Source organism: Coriobacteriia bacterium, from assembly GCA_013334745.1.
Lineage (GTDB): Bacteria > Actinomycetota > Coriobacteriia > Anaerosomatales > JAAXUF01 > JAAXWY01.
In genome coordinates, this window is the sequence record JAAXWY010000014.1 from 37263 (window position 1) to 51667 (window position 14405).

General features: G+C 66.3%; 18 protein-coding genes and 1 tRNA gene. 3 read left to right on the forward strand and 16 right to left on the reverse strand.

The genetic code is table 11. The annotated features are described in order from the left end of the window. Nucleotides 1-7: 7 nt before the first annotated feature. The 9 genes from HGB10_05430 to HGB10_05470 all read right to left on the reverse strand — a co-directional run bounded on the left by HGB10_05430 (nucleotide 8) and on the right by HGB10_05470 (nucleotide 5846). The gene (locus HGB10_05430) at nucleotides 8-967 is read right to left on the reverse strand and encodes a DUF2232 domain-containing protein (protein ID NTU71242.1); all 960 of its coding nucleotides are present in this window, start codon (nucleotides 965-967) and stop codon (nucleotides 8-10) included. Between the two features lie 7 nt (nucleotides 968-974). Next, nucleotides 975-1238 (reverse strand): 30S ribosomal protein S18, encoded by a 264-nt coding sequence (locus HGB10_05435; protein NTU71243.1) that lies wholly within the window; start codon nucleotides 1236-1238, stop codon nucleotides 975-977. Nucleotides 1239-1320: 82 nt separating this feature from the next. Then, nucleotides 1321-1743, reverse strand: a complete 423-nt coding sequence (locus tag HGB10_05440) for a single-stranded DNA-binding protein (protein NTU71244.1) — start codon at nucleotides 1741-1743, stop codon at nucleotides 1321-1323. A 78-nt stretch (nucleotides 1744-1821) separates the two neighbouring features. Then, nucleotides 1822-2115 carry a 30S ribosomal protein S6 gene (locus HGB10_05445; GenBank protein NTU71245.1) on the reverse strand — a complete coding sequence of 98 codons (294 nt, stop codon included), beginning with the start codon at nucleotides 2113-2115 and terminating at the stop codon, nucleotides 1822-1824. Nucleotides 2116-2196: 81 nt separating this feature from the next. Then, nucleotides 2197-3252 carry a M23 family metallopeptidase gene (locus HGB10_05450; protein ID NTU71246.1) on the reverse strand — a complete coding sequence of 352 codons (1056 nt, stop codon included), beginning with the start codon at nucleotides 3250-3252 and terminating at the stop codon, nucleotides 2197-2199. A gap of 137 nt (nucleotides 3253-3389) precedes the next feature. After that, nucleotides 3390-3464: transfer RNA gene (locus HGB10_05455), tRNA-Gly, on the reverse strand. A 99-nt stretch (nucleotides 3465-3563) separates the two neighbouring features. Then, nucleotides 3564-3713, reverse strand: coding sequence for a hypothetical protein (locus HGB10_05460; protein ID NTU71247.1), 150 nt, complete (start codon nucleotides 3711-3713; stop codon nucleotides 3564-3566). 167 nt (nucleotides 3714-3880) lie between these two features. Continuing rightward, nucleotides 3881-4552: a DUF1461 domain-containing protein gene (locus HGB10_05465; protein ID NTU71248.1), complete on the reverse strand. Its 672-nt coding sequence runs from the start codon at nucleotides 4550-4552 to the stop codon at nucleotides 3881-3883. 10 nt (nucleotides 4553-4562) lie between these two features. Next, nucleotides 4563-5846 carry a GGDEF domain-containing protein gene (locus HGB10_05470; GenBank protein ID NTU71249.1) on the reverse strand — a complete coding sequence of 428 codons (1284 nt, stop codon included), beginning with the start codon at nucleotides 5844-5846 and terminating at the stop codon, nucleotides 4563-4565. A 132-nt stretch (nucleotides 5847-5978) separates the two neighbouring features. Here HGB10_05470 and ccsA point away from each other — a divergent pair, with 132 nt between their 5' ends. After that, nucleotides 5979-7010 carry a cytochrome c biogenesis protein CcsA gene (ccsA, locus tag HGB10_05475; GenBank protein NTU71250.1) on the forward strand — a complete coding sequence of 344 codons (1032 nt, stop codon included), beginning with the start codon at nucleotides 5979-5981 and terminating at the stop codon, nucleotides 7008-7010. Continuing rightward, the gene (locus HGB10_05480; GenBank protein ID NTU71251.1) at nucleotides 7010-7726 is read left to right on the forward strand and encodes a hypothetical protein; all 717 of its coding nucleotides are present in this window, start codon (nucleotides 7010-7012) and stop codon (nucleotides 7724-7726) included. The genes ccsA and HGB10_05480 overlap by 1 nt, the downstream gene beginning before the upstream one ends. Here HGB10_05480 and HGB10_05485 read toward each other — a convergent pair. The 3 genes from HGB10_05485 to HGB10_05495 all read right to left on the reverse strand — a co-directional run bounded on the left by HGB10_05485 (nucleotide 7669) and on the right by HGB10_05495 (nucleotide 10380). Beyond that, entirely contained in the window at nucleotides 7669-8121 is a 453-nt protein-coding gene (locus tag HGB10_05485) for a PIN domain-containing protein (protein NTU71252.1), read from the reverse strand. The genes HGB10_05480 and HGB10_05485 overlap by 58 nt on opposite strands. Continuing rightward, complete coding sequence (locus tag HGB10_05490; protein NTU71253.1) at nucleotides 8111-8371, reverse strand: ribbon-helix-helix protein, CopG family; 261 nt, start codon at nucleotides 8369-8371, stop codon at nucleotides 8111-8113. Before HGB10_05490 ends, HGB10_05485 begins: the two co-directional genes overlap by 11 nt. 143 nt (nucleotides 8372-8514) lie before the next feature. Beyond that, entirely contained in the window at nucleotides 8515-10380 is a 1866-nt protein-coding gene (locus HGB10_05495; protein ID NTU71254.1) for a Zn-dependent exopeptidase M28, read from the reverse strand. Nucleotides 10381-10517: 137 nt separating this feature from the next. Between HGB10_05495 and HGB10_05500 the strand changes: the two genes are divergently transcribed. Further along, nucleotides 10518-11495: a DUF389 domain-containing protein gene (locus HGB10_05500; protein ID NTU71255.1), complete on the forward strand. Its 978-nt coding sequence runs from the start codon at nucleotides 10518-10520 to the stop codon at nucleotides 11493-11495. Nucleotides 11496-11498: 3 nt separating this feature from the next. Here the strand turns inward: HGB10_05500 and HGB10_05505 are convergent, their stop codons facing one another. From HGB10_05505 to hcp, 4 genes are all read right to left on the reverse strand, one after another. Then, a complete protein-coding gene (locus tag HGB10_05505) occupies nucleotides 11499-11816 on the reverse strand; it encodes an XRE family transcriptional regulator (protein NTU71256.1) in 318 nt (105 codons plus the stop codon). A 12-nt stretch (nucleotides 11817-11828) separates the two neighbouring features. Next, nucleotides 11829-12158: a type II toxin-antitoxin system RelE/ParE family toxin gene (locus HGB10_05510; GenBank protein ID NTU71257.1), complete on the reverse strand. Its 330-nt coding sequence runs from the start codon at nucleotides 12156-12158 to the stop codon at nucleotides 11829-11831. A gap of 187 nt (nucleotides 12159-12345) precedes the next feature. Beyond that, nucleotides 12346-12750, reverse strand: a complete 405-nt coding sequence (locus HGB10_05515) for a hypothetical protein (protein NTU71258.1) — start codon at nucleotides 12748-12750, stop codon at nucleotides 12346-12348. A 6-nt stretch (nucleotides 12751-12756) separates the two neighbouring features. Next, a complete protein-coding gene (hcp, locus tag HGB10_05520; GenBank protein ID NTU71259.1) occupies nucleotides 12757-14400 on the reverse strand; it encodes a hydroxylamine reductase in 1644 nt (547 codons plus the stop codon). Between the last annotated feature and the right edge of the window lie 5 nt (nucleotides 14401-14405).

The window sequence follows — 14405 nt, forward strand, 5'->3', positions numbered from 1 at the left end:
TCATCACTTACCAGCGTCGGCCATCGGGCTCGACGTCGGCAGACGTCACACCGTCACGCGGCATGCGCCTGAAATTGACCCAGAAATCCAGCAGACCCGTGAAGCTGACGACGAGTGTGAACGCGTCGATCGCGGCGAGCACAGCCAGGAGCAGGATGCGCCCGCCGAGACCGACGTCGGTCCGGTGAAGCATCCCCGCCGCCACGCTGATTCCCTGAAGGAACAGCAGTGTCCGCGCACACAACACGAGATTCAGTCCCACCACGCCCATGATCGCCGAGCCGGCGAACGAACCGTACGATGCCGCAACGAGGAACACCCCCGCGACGAACACCCACAGAACGTGGGGGGACAGGTCGAGCTGGTGGAGACTCGGCACTCCAATCGGCCGATCGGCCTTGCGGGCCGCCCAGCTGATCGCAGCGACAATCAGAACGCCGACGATCACGGCGGTCTGGAAGTACGCCGACGGCCAGGCGGATGCCATGAGCGCGACCGCTTGGTTGAGTGTGTCGAGCGTCTCCGCAGGTAGTGCGTTTCCCGACGCCTTGACCATCTCGGCCGCTATCGCCTTGGTTTCGACACCAATCGCGACCGGTAGCGTGGTTCCCTGCGACCGCGCGAGCATTTCGTCGGCGGCGATGTTCGCGAGTGCGAGCACGCCGATGAGCGAAGCGGCGACGGCCTGGAAGGAACGTCGGGGCAGCAGAACGACCGAAAGGACGACGGCTGCCAGAACGGGAGCGGCATAGAGCGCATCGGATGCGCCGAGCACCCCGACCACGGCGACGCCTACCGCTGCCGCAAGGGCCGCGAGCATCGTGTGTCCGCGATAGGCCAATCCGGCGATCCCGGCTGCCGCGAGGGGCAGGCCGACAAACGCCACGAACGGCACTATCGCTACGCCGATGAGGACCGCTGCGAACAGCATCATCGAATCGGCTATGGGATGAAGGCGAGCATCCACGGGGAGACTACCTGCCGCCCCTGCGGTCGATGCGGCCGCTGATGACCGGAACGGTGTACGGCACGAGTGCCATCTCACGAGCGCGCTTGATCGCCATCGAGAGACGGTGCTGGTGCTGAGCGCAGTTGCCGGACACGCGACGCGGCTTGATCTTGCCGCGGTCAGTCATGAACTTGCGAAGCAGCTGCACGTCCTTGTAGTCGATGTACTCCGTGTGATCCTTGCAGAACTGGCAGTACTTGCGCCTCGGCTTGCGGGCGAAATCGGACATGTCTTCTGACCTCCTTCCGCGATTCTTGGTCGCGGTATCGATATCGGTGCGCGCCCGAGGGGTGGGCGCGCCAAGTGGTTCGCTAGAACGGGATGTCTTCGTCGTTCGACGAGGGGCTCGGTGCGGCCGGAGCGCTCGGGGCGCTGTAACCGCCGCCACCGCCGCCGCCTTCGCCGCGTGAGCTCATGAACTCGATGTCGTCTGCGACGATCTCGACCTTCGAGCGCTTGTCACCATCGGGGGTCTCCCACTGGCTCCAGCGGAGCTTGCCCTCGACCGCGATCTTCGAGCCCTTGGACAGGAAACGAGACAGCGACTCGGCGCGCTTGCCGAAGACGACGACGTCGAAGAAGTTCGGCACCTCTTCCCAATCGCCGGTCTGCGCGTTCTTGCGGCGGTCGTTCACAGCGATTCCCATCTTGAGAATCGCCATGCCGCCCGCAGTCTCGCGGGGCTCCGGGTCACGGGTCAGATTGCCGGTGATGCAAACTCGATTGATGCTCATCTTGAAACCACCTTCTGAGGTACGGGATCGAATGGGATTCACCCACCCGAGGCCGCAGGGGACAGCCGCGCGCGAAGATTACTCGCGGTCTTCGCGATGCACGAGCATGAAGCGAACCACGGGATCGGTGATGCGCAGCACACGGTCAAGCTCGGCGATAGCAGCTGGCTTGGTGTGGAAGTCGACCAGGACGTAATCGCCCTCGGTCACCTTGCCGATTTCGAAAGCAAGCTTGCGCTTGCCCCATCCATCAACGGTATCCACAACGCCCCCGTCAGCGGTGATGATGCCCTGGACCTTGTCCAGGACAGCCGCGCGGGCCTCCTCCTCGAGGGAGGGGTTGAGCATGAGCAACAGTTCGTAAGCCTTCATTGAGTCACCTCCCCTGGGCTGGGTCGGCCCCGGAACTGTGAAGGCAGCGGTCCGGAGCAGGAAATGAGCCTGTGGAGTGTATCACCGGCCCGGCACTGCGGCAACATCCTCTCCCACACCACTGACGAGAACCTTTCCGGCACCTTTCCTGTCTGATCGCCACAACGGCCAGAGCGCGCCGAGCGCAGCTAGTACCGCAAGTACCACGAGGCCTGCGACCCGAGCCGACTTCACCGCGACGGCCCGCACCCGTCCGACGAGGTCCGCAAGCCACGTAGCGGGAGTTGGTGCCTGTGCGGGCGCGGCCGTGGAACCCGCGGCGACCACCACACCCGATGCCGTGAGCACCGTTTGCTGGAGGTCGCTCCCGCCGGCGGATGCGCGCCCCTGCTGCCGCTGCGTGCGCGAGCTCGATGCGCGAGCCCGTGCACCGCGCGTCGCAACGCTGACTCCCGGTGCGATCTCGCCGCCCGGCGCCATCACGCGCGCGCCGCCGGCGACCGACACGCCCGAGCCGAGCGAGGCCCCGGCGGCCGCATGCGCCGCCGCTCCGGCCGCTTCCGGCAGCTCGGCGCTCTGCTGCGGAGTCGTGGCCGGCGGCGCAAGCACGCCGAGCGGATCGATGTAGAGCGAACCCGTGCGAACACCGACGTGCACATGCAGCTCCGAGCTCGAGCCGTCGCCTGAGCCTGCCAGCGTCCCCACGCGATCCCCCGCCGAGACGCGCTCACCGCGTGCGACAGTGGTGCCGTCAAACGGCAGTAGAGTCACGGCCCCACTCGCGGTGGCGATCGTCATGGCGCGGACTCTCCCGCCGCCCACGCCGGGCACGCTGCCGACGAACGTGACCTCGCCGGCGAGGGGCGCAAGCACCGCATCGCCTGCGGACGCGCGCAGGTCCACACCGCGATGCTGCGAGCCACCGCCGTCGGCATCAGCGTACGTCGCTCCGAACGCGAGCAGCGTTCCATCGTCTCGCGCAAGCGGCCAGCCGGCGTGCGCCGTCGCAGGAAGCGTGAGTAGTGCGACAACCATCAGCGCGCCCACGAGGACCACGCGGATCGACGGCCTTGCCGCTGTGAGTACGGCCACGCGGACGCGGACGCGACGACCTAAGGGCCTGAGAACGGGAGACATGCGAACCACCCTGCCTTCGCGGCAAGGAGCGGGAGTGGGGGCATACCGAACACGTGTTCGATACTACGCCCGCCCTCTGACACGCGCAAGCCCGAAATGCGAAGCGGCCGCCTCATTGGGCGACCGCGGAAGTGACTTGGAGCGGCTGACGGGACTCGAACCCGCAACATTCAGCTTGGGAAGCTGACGCTCTACCATTGAACTACAGCCGCGCGCGCCGAGAGAGTGTATCCCAGTGCGTGAAGCCCCCGCAATCGCGAAACGCCGCCGAGTCGAGACCCGACGGCGTTTCGAACGAAAGCTCGGAAGCCCTAGGACTTGCCGATCTTGAAGATCTTCGTGCCGCAGTCCGGGCAAGTGCCCTGAGTAGCCGGACGACCATTCTTCATGGTGATTTCCTTGGCGTCCTGGATATCCTTCTTGGCCTTGCACTTGACGCAGTAACCTTCCTTAGCTGCCATTCGCGCAGTCACCTCCTCGTCGAAACGGTTTAGGCAACGGCCGCACACCCGGGCAGGTGTAGCCGCAGCTGTCTGCATTTCCCCCTCCGGAAGCGATGGTTCGTGCTCCCTCGCCTCCAAGTCTTACCGAACATCCGCGCTTTGTCACGCCTTGACGCGACGCGCGTCTAGTGAATCGGACGAGCGGTCTGTGACCACGACACCACTCGATCCCGCCGAAGGGCCCATGCGCCGAGCACCATCACCCCTGCACCGAGCACCACGAGCACTCCCCATACGACGCCAGCCGTCATCCAGAACGGCTCGGGAAACACCTGTATGAGCAGGGAATCGTAGGGGAACGTCCAGGTCCCCGCCGAGAAGAACAGGCCATGGAACGAGGCGAAGAACGCCTCGAAGTCGCTCACGGCAAGCAGCACCGAAACCGCCACGAGCGCGACGGAACACACGGCGCCCGCCACGAGCGCATCGGCGATGCGATCCGTCCGACGGCGCGCCACCTCGATGCCCAAACCCACCGCCGAGAGGAGTGCGAGCACGCCCGTGGCGATGCGAGCGGCAGCCAGCACGCGGCGAACGTCGAGCAGATGTGAGACGGCCGACTCGTCGAAACCGGCGCGCCCCTCGACGGTCGCGGGCAACGTCGGCGCCTCAGGGTCGACTACGAAGTGCCGGACCTGCTCGGCGACGCCGAGCATGGTTTCAGACGACAGTCCGGCCTCCACTGCGAGGGAAGTGCGCCCGGCGAGCAGGCGCGTGAACGCCGGGATCGTGAGGGGAACCACCGCCGCCCCGAGCATGAAGACCGCGAGCACGAGGCCCACAAGCCACGTCGTCACGCGACGCACGTCAGTCCTCCAGCGGGTGTGGCAGCATGCCGCCGATGTCGGCGGCTTCATCGTCGTCGAAGGGGCGCTTCTCCAGCGTGCTTGCGGCGACCACGCGATCGCCTTCGAGCTCGACCGCCCGCGAAAGCGCCGCATCAGCCGCATCCAGGAGGTCGCTGGCGCTCGATCCGTCGTGCGGCATCGAAGCGACCCCTACCGAGACGGTCACGCCGGCGCCGTCGACAGCTGTCGCGCATATCGCAGTGCGCAGACGCTCGGCGAGTCGCAAAGCGTCGGCGGGAGTCGGCGAGCCGTCCAGCGCGTCGTCCTCAACGAACATGACGACGAACTCCTCGCCGCCGTAGCGCGCTGCTAGATTGGTCGTGACCGCGAGTTCGCCGGCCTCGGCTACCGTATCGTTGATGGCGACTGCGATCTGCTTGAGCAACGCGTCGCCGGCCTCGATGCCGAACTGCTTGTTGAAGTCGCCGAAGCGGTCGATGTCGATGAGCACCACGTGAAGTTGGCGACCGTCACGCTGTGCACGTCGACCCTCAGAGGACAGTCCGCGCAGGAAGTACGCGCGCGAGTACAGGCTCGTCGTGTCGTCGAGAACGGTGAGCGACTGGCGCTGAGCCTCCTCGGCACGCTGCTCCGATACGAGCTGCGTCGCAACAGCCGCGGTTCCGCCGAGAACGGCGACCTGCCACAGATAGCGCACCGAGACGTACACCGGATCGAGGTACTGATCGGCGGCCGCGAATGGAATCACGATGTGCGGTACGAGCTTGAGGAGCTCGAGATACTCGGTGAGCCCAAGCAGCGCTACGCACGTCGCCGCGAGCAGCCAGGTGTCCCGGCGCCTGCGCAGGATGAAGGCCGCCTCAAGAATGAAGAGCGAGTACATCGACCAGAACCACGACGACACTCCGCCCGAGTAGTACACGAGCACCGTCACGACGATCGCATCGAGAGTGAGCTGCAGGTTGTTCCAGACGGCGATGTTGCCGAACTTCTTGTAGTTGAGCTGGTAGAACGTGTTGTAGACGACCACGAAAGCGAGTGCGAGCGCCGGGATCAACATGTGCCCGGCGAGCTCGGCGATCGAGAGCTCGGCCGTGTAGGCGAGCCCGGCCATGACCGAGTACAGCACGAGCACGACAAGCAGAGCCCACCGGATGCGGATGACGAGTCCGACTCGGCGGGTGTTCGCTTGAACGGCTTCGATGTCGTAGCGGGTGGGCTGCTCTCGCCAGGAAACCATCAGCGAACGAGCAATCCGCTTCCTCAACCGCTTCGGGGTCAATCAGGCCTCCGTCTCGGCATGAAGGTCGTACGCACGCGGGGTAACGAACGCATGCGTCAGCAGAGTGTACTCGCGCCCAAGAGAAGGCGGCAAATCCCCGAGGCTCCTCATGCGACCCGTATACTGTGCCGCGTGGACCCCAAGACGACATACATCGCCATCGTGAACCTGGTCGAAGCGGTCCGTCCGATAGGGGCGGGACTCGAGGCTGCGATCGCGGTCGTCGGCGCGATCTCGGTCCTGATCGCACTCATCCCCGCCATCCGCGCCTACGCCGGTAAGGCACTCGCCGTACTCGCGACGTTCCTTGTCGCCGGCGAGGTGCTGCTTGGCTGGATGCACTGGCGGCTCTACGACCTGATGCTCGTCGTCGAGCCGAGCACCGGACTGACGACGGGCCACGTCGCCGCACCGCTGTGGATCGAATCCGAGAAGCTCTACGTGTGGGCGCTGCTCGTCGCGGTGATGGGGTTGTGCATGCGACGCCAGCGAGACGAGCTGATGCCCGGCGCCCTCTTCGGCGCCGGCGTACTCGCCGTGGGCGGCACGCTGCTCTCCAAGCCGTTCTCCAACCCGCTGCCCAACCTGCTGTCGCAGTACGTGGGCTACCTGCAGTCGCTGGCAGCCGGCGGAATGACTGCCGAGGGTGCGTTCCAGGGCATGGAATCGGCTCGGCAGTTCTACTACAACGCGTGGTTCATGTGGGTGCACCCGCCGCTGCTGTTCTTCAGCTATGGGGCGCTCGTCATCTCGTTCGTGGCGACGCTGCTCATGATCCGCCACCGGCACTCGGCGTACGAGACGACGGCATATCGCTGGGCCCGGCTCGGATACCTGTCGCTCACCGCCGGCATGTTGCTCGGCTTCCCGTGGGCGCTGATGAGCTGGCAGGGCGAGGCGTGGTGGTGGTCGGGCAAGGTCAACATGTCGATCATGATGTGGGTGCTCTACACCGCCTACCTGCACGCGCGACTTTATCTACGTACGCGAGGAATGTGGAAGGCGGTCGCCGCGGTCGCCGTGATCTCGTTCCTCATCCTCGTCCTCACCTACGTCGCGACCTACGTGGTTCCGGGCGCGCATAGCTACGCATCCGCCGAGATGGGCACTGCGATCGCTGCTCTCGGCGATGCGGCCGGCGCGATCTCGGGAGCAGGTGCCTGATGTCGACCATCGAGGAGATCCGCCAACGCGTCTGGGACTTCTGGCTCACGATCGTCACCGTCGCGGTGCTTGCGGCGCTTGGCGTGCAGTCGTTCATCGGCACCGGCTACGTGTGGTGGGCCCAGCGCGCCATCCCCGAGTGGGAGGCCGGCCCCGGCTACGCAGCCTATGTTGAGCTGATGAATCTCATCGCGGCGCCGCTCGTACTGGTGCTCGTGCTCGTCATGGGACTGTGCGTCCCGAAGCGGCTGTTCTCGCGCCGCGCGCTGATCCTGGTTTCCGGTGCGATGGTCGCAGCCGGCATGATCGCGTGGGCCGTAACCGGGAAGCTCGAGACCGGGCTTGCGATCTACCTGTCGCTGGCCGCGATCATCCAGGTCGCGGTCGTCGTCCTGACCGTCGCCGGCGTGCGCGGGCCCTCGTACCTCACCGAGGGCCGCCTGACCAAGACCGGCAGCGGACTGCTGCATCTGGGATTCGTGCTGTTCGGCATCGTGGTCGTCGCGTTGCAGCGCTCGAGCTGGATGATGCCGGTGTTCTCGGCGGCGGCGATCTTCTCGCTCGTGGGCACCGTGCTGGCCTTCTACGCGAGCCGACTCGCATGGCATCGCTCGACTCCGCGCGAGGAGACGGCGTTTGAGTGGAGCGACGAGCCGGACTACCCCGAGAGCCCCAAGTCGGTGAGCGAGAACCCGGACTCGAACGGGTCGATGTAGCGCACGCCCTCGAGCTCGGCTGCGATCACATCCTCGGTCACGACCAGGCTCACTCCCCCGATACGCGCGGTCGCCCAGATCTGCGCATCCCAGTACGAGACGGAGTAGCGGCGCCAGCAGCGCAGGGTTTCGCGCATGACGCGCTCGTCAAGTGGAAGCACCTCGAAGCTGTAGAGCACCCGGTCGATGACGGCAGCGACCTGCTCGACTGAGAGCGGTGCGCGCAGCCGGCGCGAGGCGCTCACAAACTCGGCCACGACCTGCGGGCTGAGCACGCCGGCTCCCCACGATCCCACGTGATCGAGCACCGCCCTCGCGCGGGCGGACTTCTCCGGCTCGGAGCGGTCGACCGCGTGGGCGAACACGCTCGTATCGAGAAGGACCCTAGCGGTCATAGAGGTCCTCACGGCGCCATGAGCGCTCGGTGGTGCCGTCAACCGGCCCGAGCGCCTGGATCTCGTCGATCGCCGAGAGCAAACGCCGGTGTCCCTCGTCACGCGTGCGGTGGACGCCGTCCTCGAGGTAGCGGTCGACGGCGATGCGCACGAGCTGCGCCTGCGACACGCCGAGCAACGCCGCACGCTGGGCGAGCCTGCGGTCGGTCGCCTCATCGAGGTAGAGCTGCTTGCGCACCATCCGAGCCATCGTCGCCCCGCAGTCTGTAGAGCGAACCGCGTCCGTTCGCGTCGCGCCATACGATGTATATGACTATACATCACCTTTCGGAGACGCAGAATCAAGGTTGCGTACGTGGAGTGGATCGCGGGTCTTCGCGCGGCTACTGCGCCCTACGCGTCGCGAATCATGCTGGTGACGAGCTCGGTGGCGCGCTCGACGACCTCGGGCTCGATCTCGCTGCTGGTGTCGGTCTTCCAGTGCCAGTTGACCGGCAGCCCCTTGGAGTCGAACGCCATGATCGTCATCGCCTTGTAGCCACGGGCGAGCGCTGGCGTCGCGTCGGTCGAAAGCCCCTTGTAGACGCGCGGCTTGACGAGGATCTCCTGCTCGCGCGAGACGCGGCGGGCAAGGCCCACGAGCCGGGCGCTCGCGCGGTAGCGGCGGATCATGCCCTCGGCGGTGACCCAGGAGAGCTGGCCCGCGCCGACGTTGTCGATGTTGATGATGAGCGCGTCGCGCACTTCCTCGCCGTACTGCGCGAGGAACGCCTGCATACCAACGGTGCCGACTTCCTCGGCTCCGGTCGCGACGAACCAGACTTCCTTCTCGAAGAGGTCGCGGTCGACCATCTCGGTGACCCTGCGGCGGATACGCGCGGCCTCGTTCGCCGCGAACTCGACGTCCTCGATGGGATCGTCACCGGCCCAGCCGCCCTTCCAGCCAAACCCGTCGGTGTCGTCGTCACCCTCGCCCTCGGCGCCGAAGTTGTCCCACGATCCGATGTCCTTGCCGGCTTTGCGCGCGTCGAACTCGTCATCGACGCCGAGCCAGCCCTTCACATCGGGCTCGTCCTTCTTCTTGCGCCCGAACGACAATCCGCTGAACAGGCCGCGCTTCGGTGGCTGCTCGGGAGTGGGATCCATCGTGCGGGGCGGCTCGGCCATGCCGAGCGTGCCCGTCGCGCCAAGGCCCTCGGCAGCGTCGTCGGCCCAGTCGCTGTCGAGCGAGCGGGTGGGCGCAGAGGAACGGCTGGGTGGTGTGGGAGCGGGTGAACCCACGGCGCCGAACTCGATCGTCTCGAACTCGGGCAGGCGCGCGCGCGCTCGCGCCGGCGGAGCCGATGGCGCAGAAGGTATCTGGGAGCCGGAGTCGGCCCAGTCGAAGTCGTCAGGCAGGAGCGACTCGGAGCTGCCACTCGAGTAGCTGAGCGCTGCGCCCTCAGGCACCACGCCGGCTTCGCGCGCGACATCCTCGGAGTGGCGCGTCGCCGTGAACTGCGAGGTCACGAATCGCGAGGAGTCCGGCTCGGGAACGATGTTGTGAAACACGCCGAGCATCGCCGCAACGCCCGAGGCGTTGTCGCCGGCGCCGGCCACGAAGGGCATCGCGAGCTCGCGGTGGATGTTGATGAGCATCGGGATGACCAGGTAGGCCGAGGCGGCGACCGCCGCGTACCAGATGTAGGTCTTCACGGCGGTGGGAATCGGCAGGGGAAGCGCGGCGATGAGGAGCAGCATCGGTACTAGGAACGTGCAGGTCTTCATCAGCGTGAACGTCACGCCGAACTGCCCGACCATCCCGGGCGAGAATGCGAGCGAGGAACGGGCGCTGTCGTAGTGCGCCACGACGATGACCTTCTTGAGCTTCTCGTTACGACGCGCCTTTGGCACGTGCCGAGCGATGACGTTCTGGCTGGGACCCTTGGGCAGGATGCTGGAGATGCCCCAGCGGGTGTCGAGGTCGAGGAACATCATCACCGCGGAAAGCGCAGAGAGAGCGACCGCCGCCGGCATCAGCTTCCCGCCGAGCAGCCACGCGCCCGCACACACCGCCGAGACGATCGTGAGCAGGTGGTAGATGACGTACGCCCACGAGTAGGTGCGCGGCGCATCGAACTCCTGGATCTCGGGTTCGACTCCACGCGCGACGAATACCGACTCCACGTATGCCGCAGCGCGGTGCTCGGCGTCGGTGGTGGCCGGACGCGGCCCGATCTCATCGGCGAGTGCGGTAAGGTGCTGCATCATCTCGGCCATCGTGGACCTCCGGCACGGGTACCATGTGTGGTGCGCGGCGCATCGGCACCGTCTGCTACATGGTAGCGCAGCCAAGGGCGCGCTGGCGGCTGGGTTCGGGACAACGAGGGAGGTCTTGGGTGAGCCGATTCGGAGACATCCTGCACGGTTCGGTCGTCGACGCCGATGAGGTCGCGCGCGTTCGCGACATCATCATGTTCGAGGAGCCCGGCCTGCGCGAACGGCTCGTGCGTTTTGCGGTGCTGCTCGTGCTCGCTTCGGCGATCGCCACGTTCGGGTTGATCTCGGACTCGGTGGCGACCGTGATCGGCGCGATGATCGTCGCTCCGCTCATGCTGCCGATCATGGGGCTCGCGTTCGCCATCAGCATCGGCGACCGCAAAGCGGTGCTGAGCTCCATCGCCGTCGGCTTCGGCGGCATCGCCACCGCGATCCTCGTGGGCTGGCTGCTTTCGATGCCGTGGTCCGGCTTCAATCCCGAGGTGAACGGCCAGATCATGGCACGCACCGCACCACGCCTCATCGACCTCTGTGCCGCTATCGCAACCGGGCTGGCCGGCGCATTCGCTATGAGTCGACGTGATGTCTCCGATACCCTACCGGGCGTCGCGATCGCGATCTCGCTCGTGCCGCCGCTGGCCAACGTGGGCATCCTGCTCGGCGCCGGTCGGGCCGACCTCGCCGCCGGTAGCATGCTGCTGTTCATCACCAACTACTGCGCGATCCTGCTCGCCGGATCCGCGATGTTCGGGCTGCTCGGCTTCCCGCGGGTCGCGATGGCCGAGCGCTCCCCCGCCGCCCGGCGCGTTGCCGTCATCGTGGTCATCGTGCTCGCGGTGGTCATTTCGGTGCCGCTCGGGTACCAGACCTATCAAGTCGCGCGCACCAACATCTCCGAGAGCCGAGTCCACGACGCAGCCGACGCGTGGCTCGCGGGAACCGACTTCCGGGTGCTCGCGGTGTCCGCCGAGGACGACATCCTTCTCTCGGTGTCGGGCATGGGAAAGCTGCCCTCGACGGCGCCGCTTCAGGCATCACTCATGGGCAAGCTGGGCGGACGCCCGGTGACGGTCGAGTACCACCCGAGCGAGACGGTCATCGTCCAGACGCAGTGAGGGCTAGGCGGTGCGGCCGATGACACGGCCGACCTCCTGCGCCGACGCACCCATGCTCACGAGCGCGTTGATCAGTAGGTCAAGCGACACCGATGCGTCGGCCGCCTCGATCTTGGCCACGCGCGACTGGCTGGACCCGATGCGTTGCGCCAGCTTCGACTGAGTCCACTGCCGCTCGTGGCGCACCTGCCGCACGTAGCCGCTCAGGGCGAGACGTATCTCGACGAGCGTCGTCTCTTCTGGCGTGAGTTGCAGGAAGTCCGCCGCGTCACCGGTTCGCCATCCGGCGGCGTGAAGCCGTGCCTTCTTCGCAGCATCCACGATCGTCGCCTCCTAGATGCGGTCGTATTGTCGGTAGCGCCGTCTACAGGTTTCGAGCACAGACTGGGGCGTCTTGGCGGTTCGCTTCGCAAAGACCGTCGCAATCACGATCGCATCGGCGTCGACCCTATACACGATCCGCCACGAGACTCCAGAGTCAGTCACACGCAACTCATGACAGTTGGGCCCGATCGACGGCATCGGTCGCGATACCGGCAGCGCGAGCGACTCGCCCGCCTGCAGTCGCCTGAGCAACACGCCGACTTCAATCCTGGCCCACGGCGAGAAGGGCGGCGTCTTCACCTCAGACCTCAGCCAGACCAACGGTTTCGAGCCTCGCACCGTCACCGACACCTTATGTCAGATTTGACATTCTCGCAACTGCGCTCGTTGCGAATGAAGTGTGGCCGGAGGGGCTTACCCGATGATGAACAGGCTCTTGCCCTCCAACAACGCAACGGCCCGACCACCGTTTCCGATGACCGGGCCGTGCATTACGCGCCTGTACACGCTGTGTCTCGAAGCCTACCTACAGGATGCCTGGTTCCATGTGAGGCGGCCTGGTGTTGTGGCACTTCATGCATTCGTTCATGTGACGCCGGCTATGCTGCGCCGTGAGCGTCGGATCGGTGCTGTGGCACTGGCATCCGGGGATGCCGATCACGAACCGCTTCTGGATCGGAGCCGCCTGACCCGCCGCAACCGCCGCGTCGTAGCGCTCCATCACTCCCGGTACCGCCGAGCCGGACATGCCGCCGAAGTTGTATAGCAGCAGCGCGGCGATCCCGCCCACGGCGACCACTGACACGATCGTGATCAGTACGCCCCGCAGCACTCGCAGCCAGAGCGGACGGCGCAGCTTGCACTCGAGTTCGGCCTCCTCGGCGACCGGCTCGTCTGTGACGTCGATGGCATCAGGCTCGAACTCGCCCACGGGTCCCTACGCCTCCTTGGCGCCGAGAATCGCGTCGAGATCCTCGCGCGGTGAGGCAGCGATCGGCTTCAGGTCGAAGTTCTCGACAAGCACGCCGAGCACGTTGGGGCTGATGAACGCCGGCAGCGACGGGCCGATGCGGATGTCCTTGATGCCGAGGTGCAGCAGCGTCAGCAGGATCGCAACGGCCTTCTGCTCGTACCATGACAGGATCATCGAGAGCGGCAGCTCGTTGACGTCGCACTCGAACGCGCCCGCGAGGGCGACCGCGATCTTGATCGCCGAGTAGGCGTCGTTGCACTGGCCCACGTCCATGAGGCGCGGCAGTCCGCCGATCTCACCGAGCTGCTTGTCGAAGAAGCGGAACTTGCCGCACGCGAGCGTGAGCACGATCGTATCGGCGGGTGTCTCCTCGACGAACTCCGAGTAGTAGTTGCGGCCCGGCTTGGCGCCGTCGCATCCGCCGACCAAGAAGAAGTGGCGGATCGCGCCGCTCTTGACGGCCTCGATGACGGTCGGGGCGACCGCGAGAACCGCGTTGTGGCCGAAGCCCACGAGCACGTCGCCGACGACGGTGTCCCACGCGAAGCCCGGCTCGGCGAGCGCGGATTCGATGACCGCCGAGAAGTCCTTGCGCTCAACGTGCGGGATGCCCGGGAACTGGACGGGGCCGCTCGTGAACACACGGGCCTTGTACTCGTCGTGCGGGATCATGAGGCAGTTCGTGGTCATGAGGATGGGGCCGGGGAACTCGGTGAACTCCTTGCGCTGGTTCTGCCACGCGGTGCCGAAGTGGCCGACGAGGTGCTCGTACTTGTGCAGCTCGGGGTAGGCGTGGCCGGGGAGCATCTCACCATGCGTGTAGACGTCGACGCCCTTGCCTTCGGTCTGCTCGAGCAGCGCCTTGAGGTCGGCGAGGTCGTGACCGGAGATGAGGATCGCGTGCCCCTTGCGCTGGCCGAGCTTCACGCCGGTAGGCGTCGGGTGGCCGTAGGCGCCGGTATTCGCCTCGTCGAGAATCTCCATCGTGCGCAGGTTGACGGCACCGCACTCCATCGCGAGGTCGACCCACGCGCCGAGCTCGATCGAGGTGTCGGCCATAGCCGCGAGCGCCTTGAACAGGTAGCTGTAGATCGCTGTGTCGGTCACGCCGAGATGACGCGCGTGATGCTCGTAAGCGCCGACGCCCTTGAGGCCGTAGAGCGTGGTCTCCTGCAACGACTGCACATCGCCGTCGCGCGAGGTGTCCCACGGCGAGCCGAACTCGACGCCCTGGGCGATCTTGCCCTCGACCGAGCCGGCGGGCTCGAAGGTCGCGAACACGTCGTCGTAGTCGGCGTCGCCGCCAGCAGCGCGGACGCGGTCCTTGAGGGCCTCACGCAGAGCGACAGCCTCGTCGACCTTGCCGGCGACCGACTCAGCATCGAAGTCGACGTTGGTCAGCGTCGTGAACAGCGCGTCGGCGGTGAAGGCGCCTTCGGCTGCGGTGTCGAGACCGCGCGCCTCGGCATCGAGCGCGACGACGGCGAGGCCGCGAACGGAGTTGACGAGCAGATCCTGGAGCGAGGCGACCTCCGGTGACTTCCCGCAGATACCGACCTTCTCGCAGCCGGTCCCGTGGGCCGTCTGCTCACACTGGTTGCAGAACATCGACA

Bases quoted from the DNA above. Each gene is read 5' to 3' on its own strand.
- HGB10_05490 (NTU71253.1), bottom strand. From the start codon at position 8,371: ATGGCTCGGATGGTGCGCAAGCAGCTCTACCTCGATGAGGCGACCGAC.
- HGB10_05485 (NTU71252.1), bottom strand. From the start codon at position 8,121: ATGACCGCTAGGGTCCTTCTCGATACGAGCGTGTTCGCCCACGCGGTC.
- HGB10_05495 (NTU71254.1), bottom strand. From the start codon at position 10,380: ATGGCCGAGATGATGCAGCACCTTACCGCACTCGCCGATGAGATCGGG.
- HGB10_05460 (NTU71247.1), bottom strand. From the start codon at position 3,713: ATGGCAGCTAAGGAAGGTTACTGCGTCAAGTGCAAGGCCAAGAAGGAT.
- hcp (NTU71259.1), bottom strand. From the start codon at position 14,400: ATGTTCTGCAACCAGTGTGAGCAGACGGCCCACGGGACCGGCTGCGAG.
- HGB10_05450 (NTU71246.1), bottom strand. From the start codon at position 3,252: ATGTCTCCCGTTCTCAGGCCCTTAGGTCGTCGCGTCCGCGTCCGCGTG.
- HGB10_05435 (NTU71243.1), bottom strand. From the start codon at position 1,238: ATGTCCGATTTCGCCCGCAAGCCGAGGCGCAAGTACTGCCAGTTCTGC.
- HGB10_05445 (NTU71245.1), bottom strand. From the start codon at position 2,115: ATGAAGGCTTACGAACTGTTGCTCATGCTCAACCCCTCCCTCGAGGAG.
- HGB10_05440 (NTU71244.1), bottom strand. From the start codon at position 1,743: ATGAGCATCAATCGAGTTTGCATCACCGGCAATCTGACCCGTGACCCG.
- HGB10_05480 (NTU71251.1), top strand. From the start codon at position 7,010: ATGTCGACCATCGAGGAGATCCGCCAACGCGTCTGGGACTTCTGGCTC.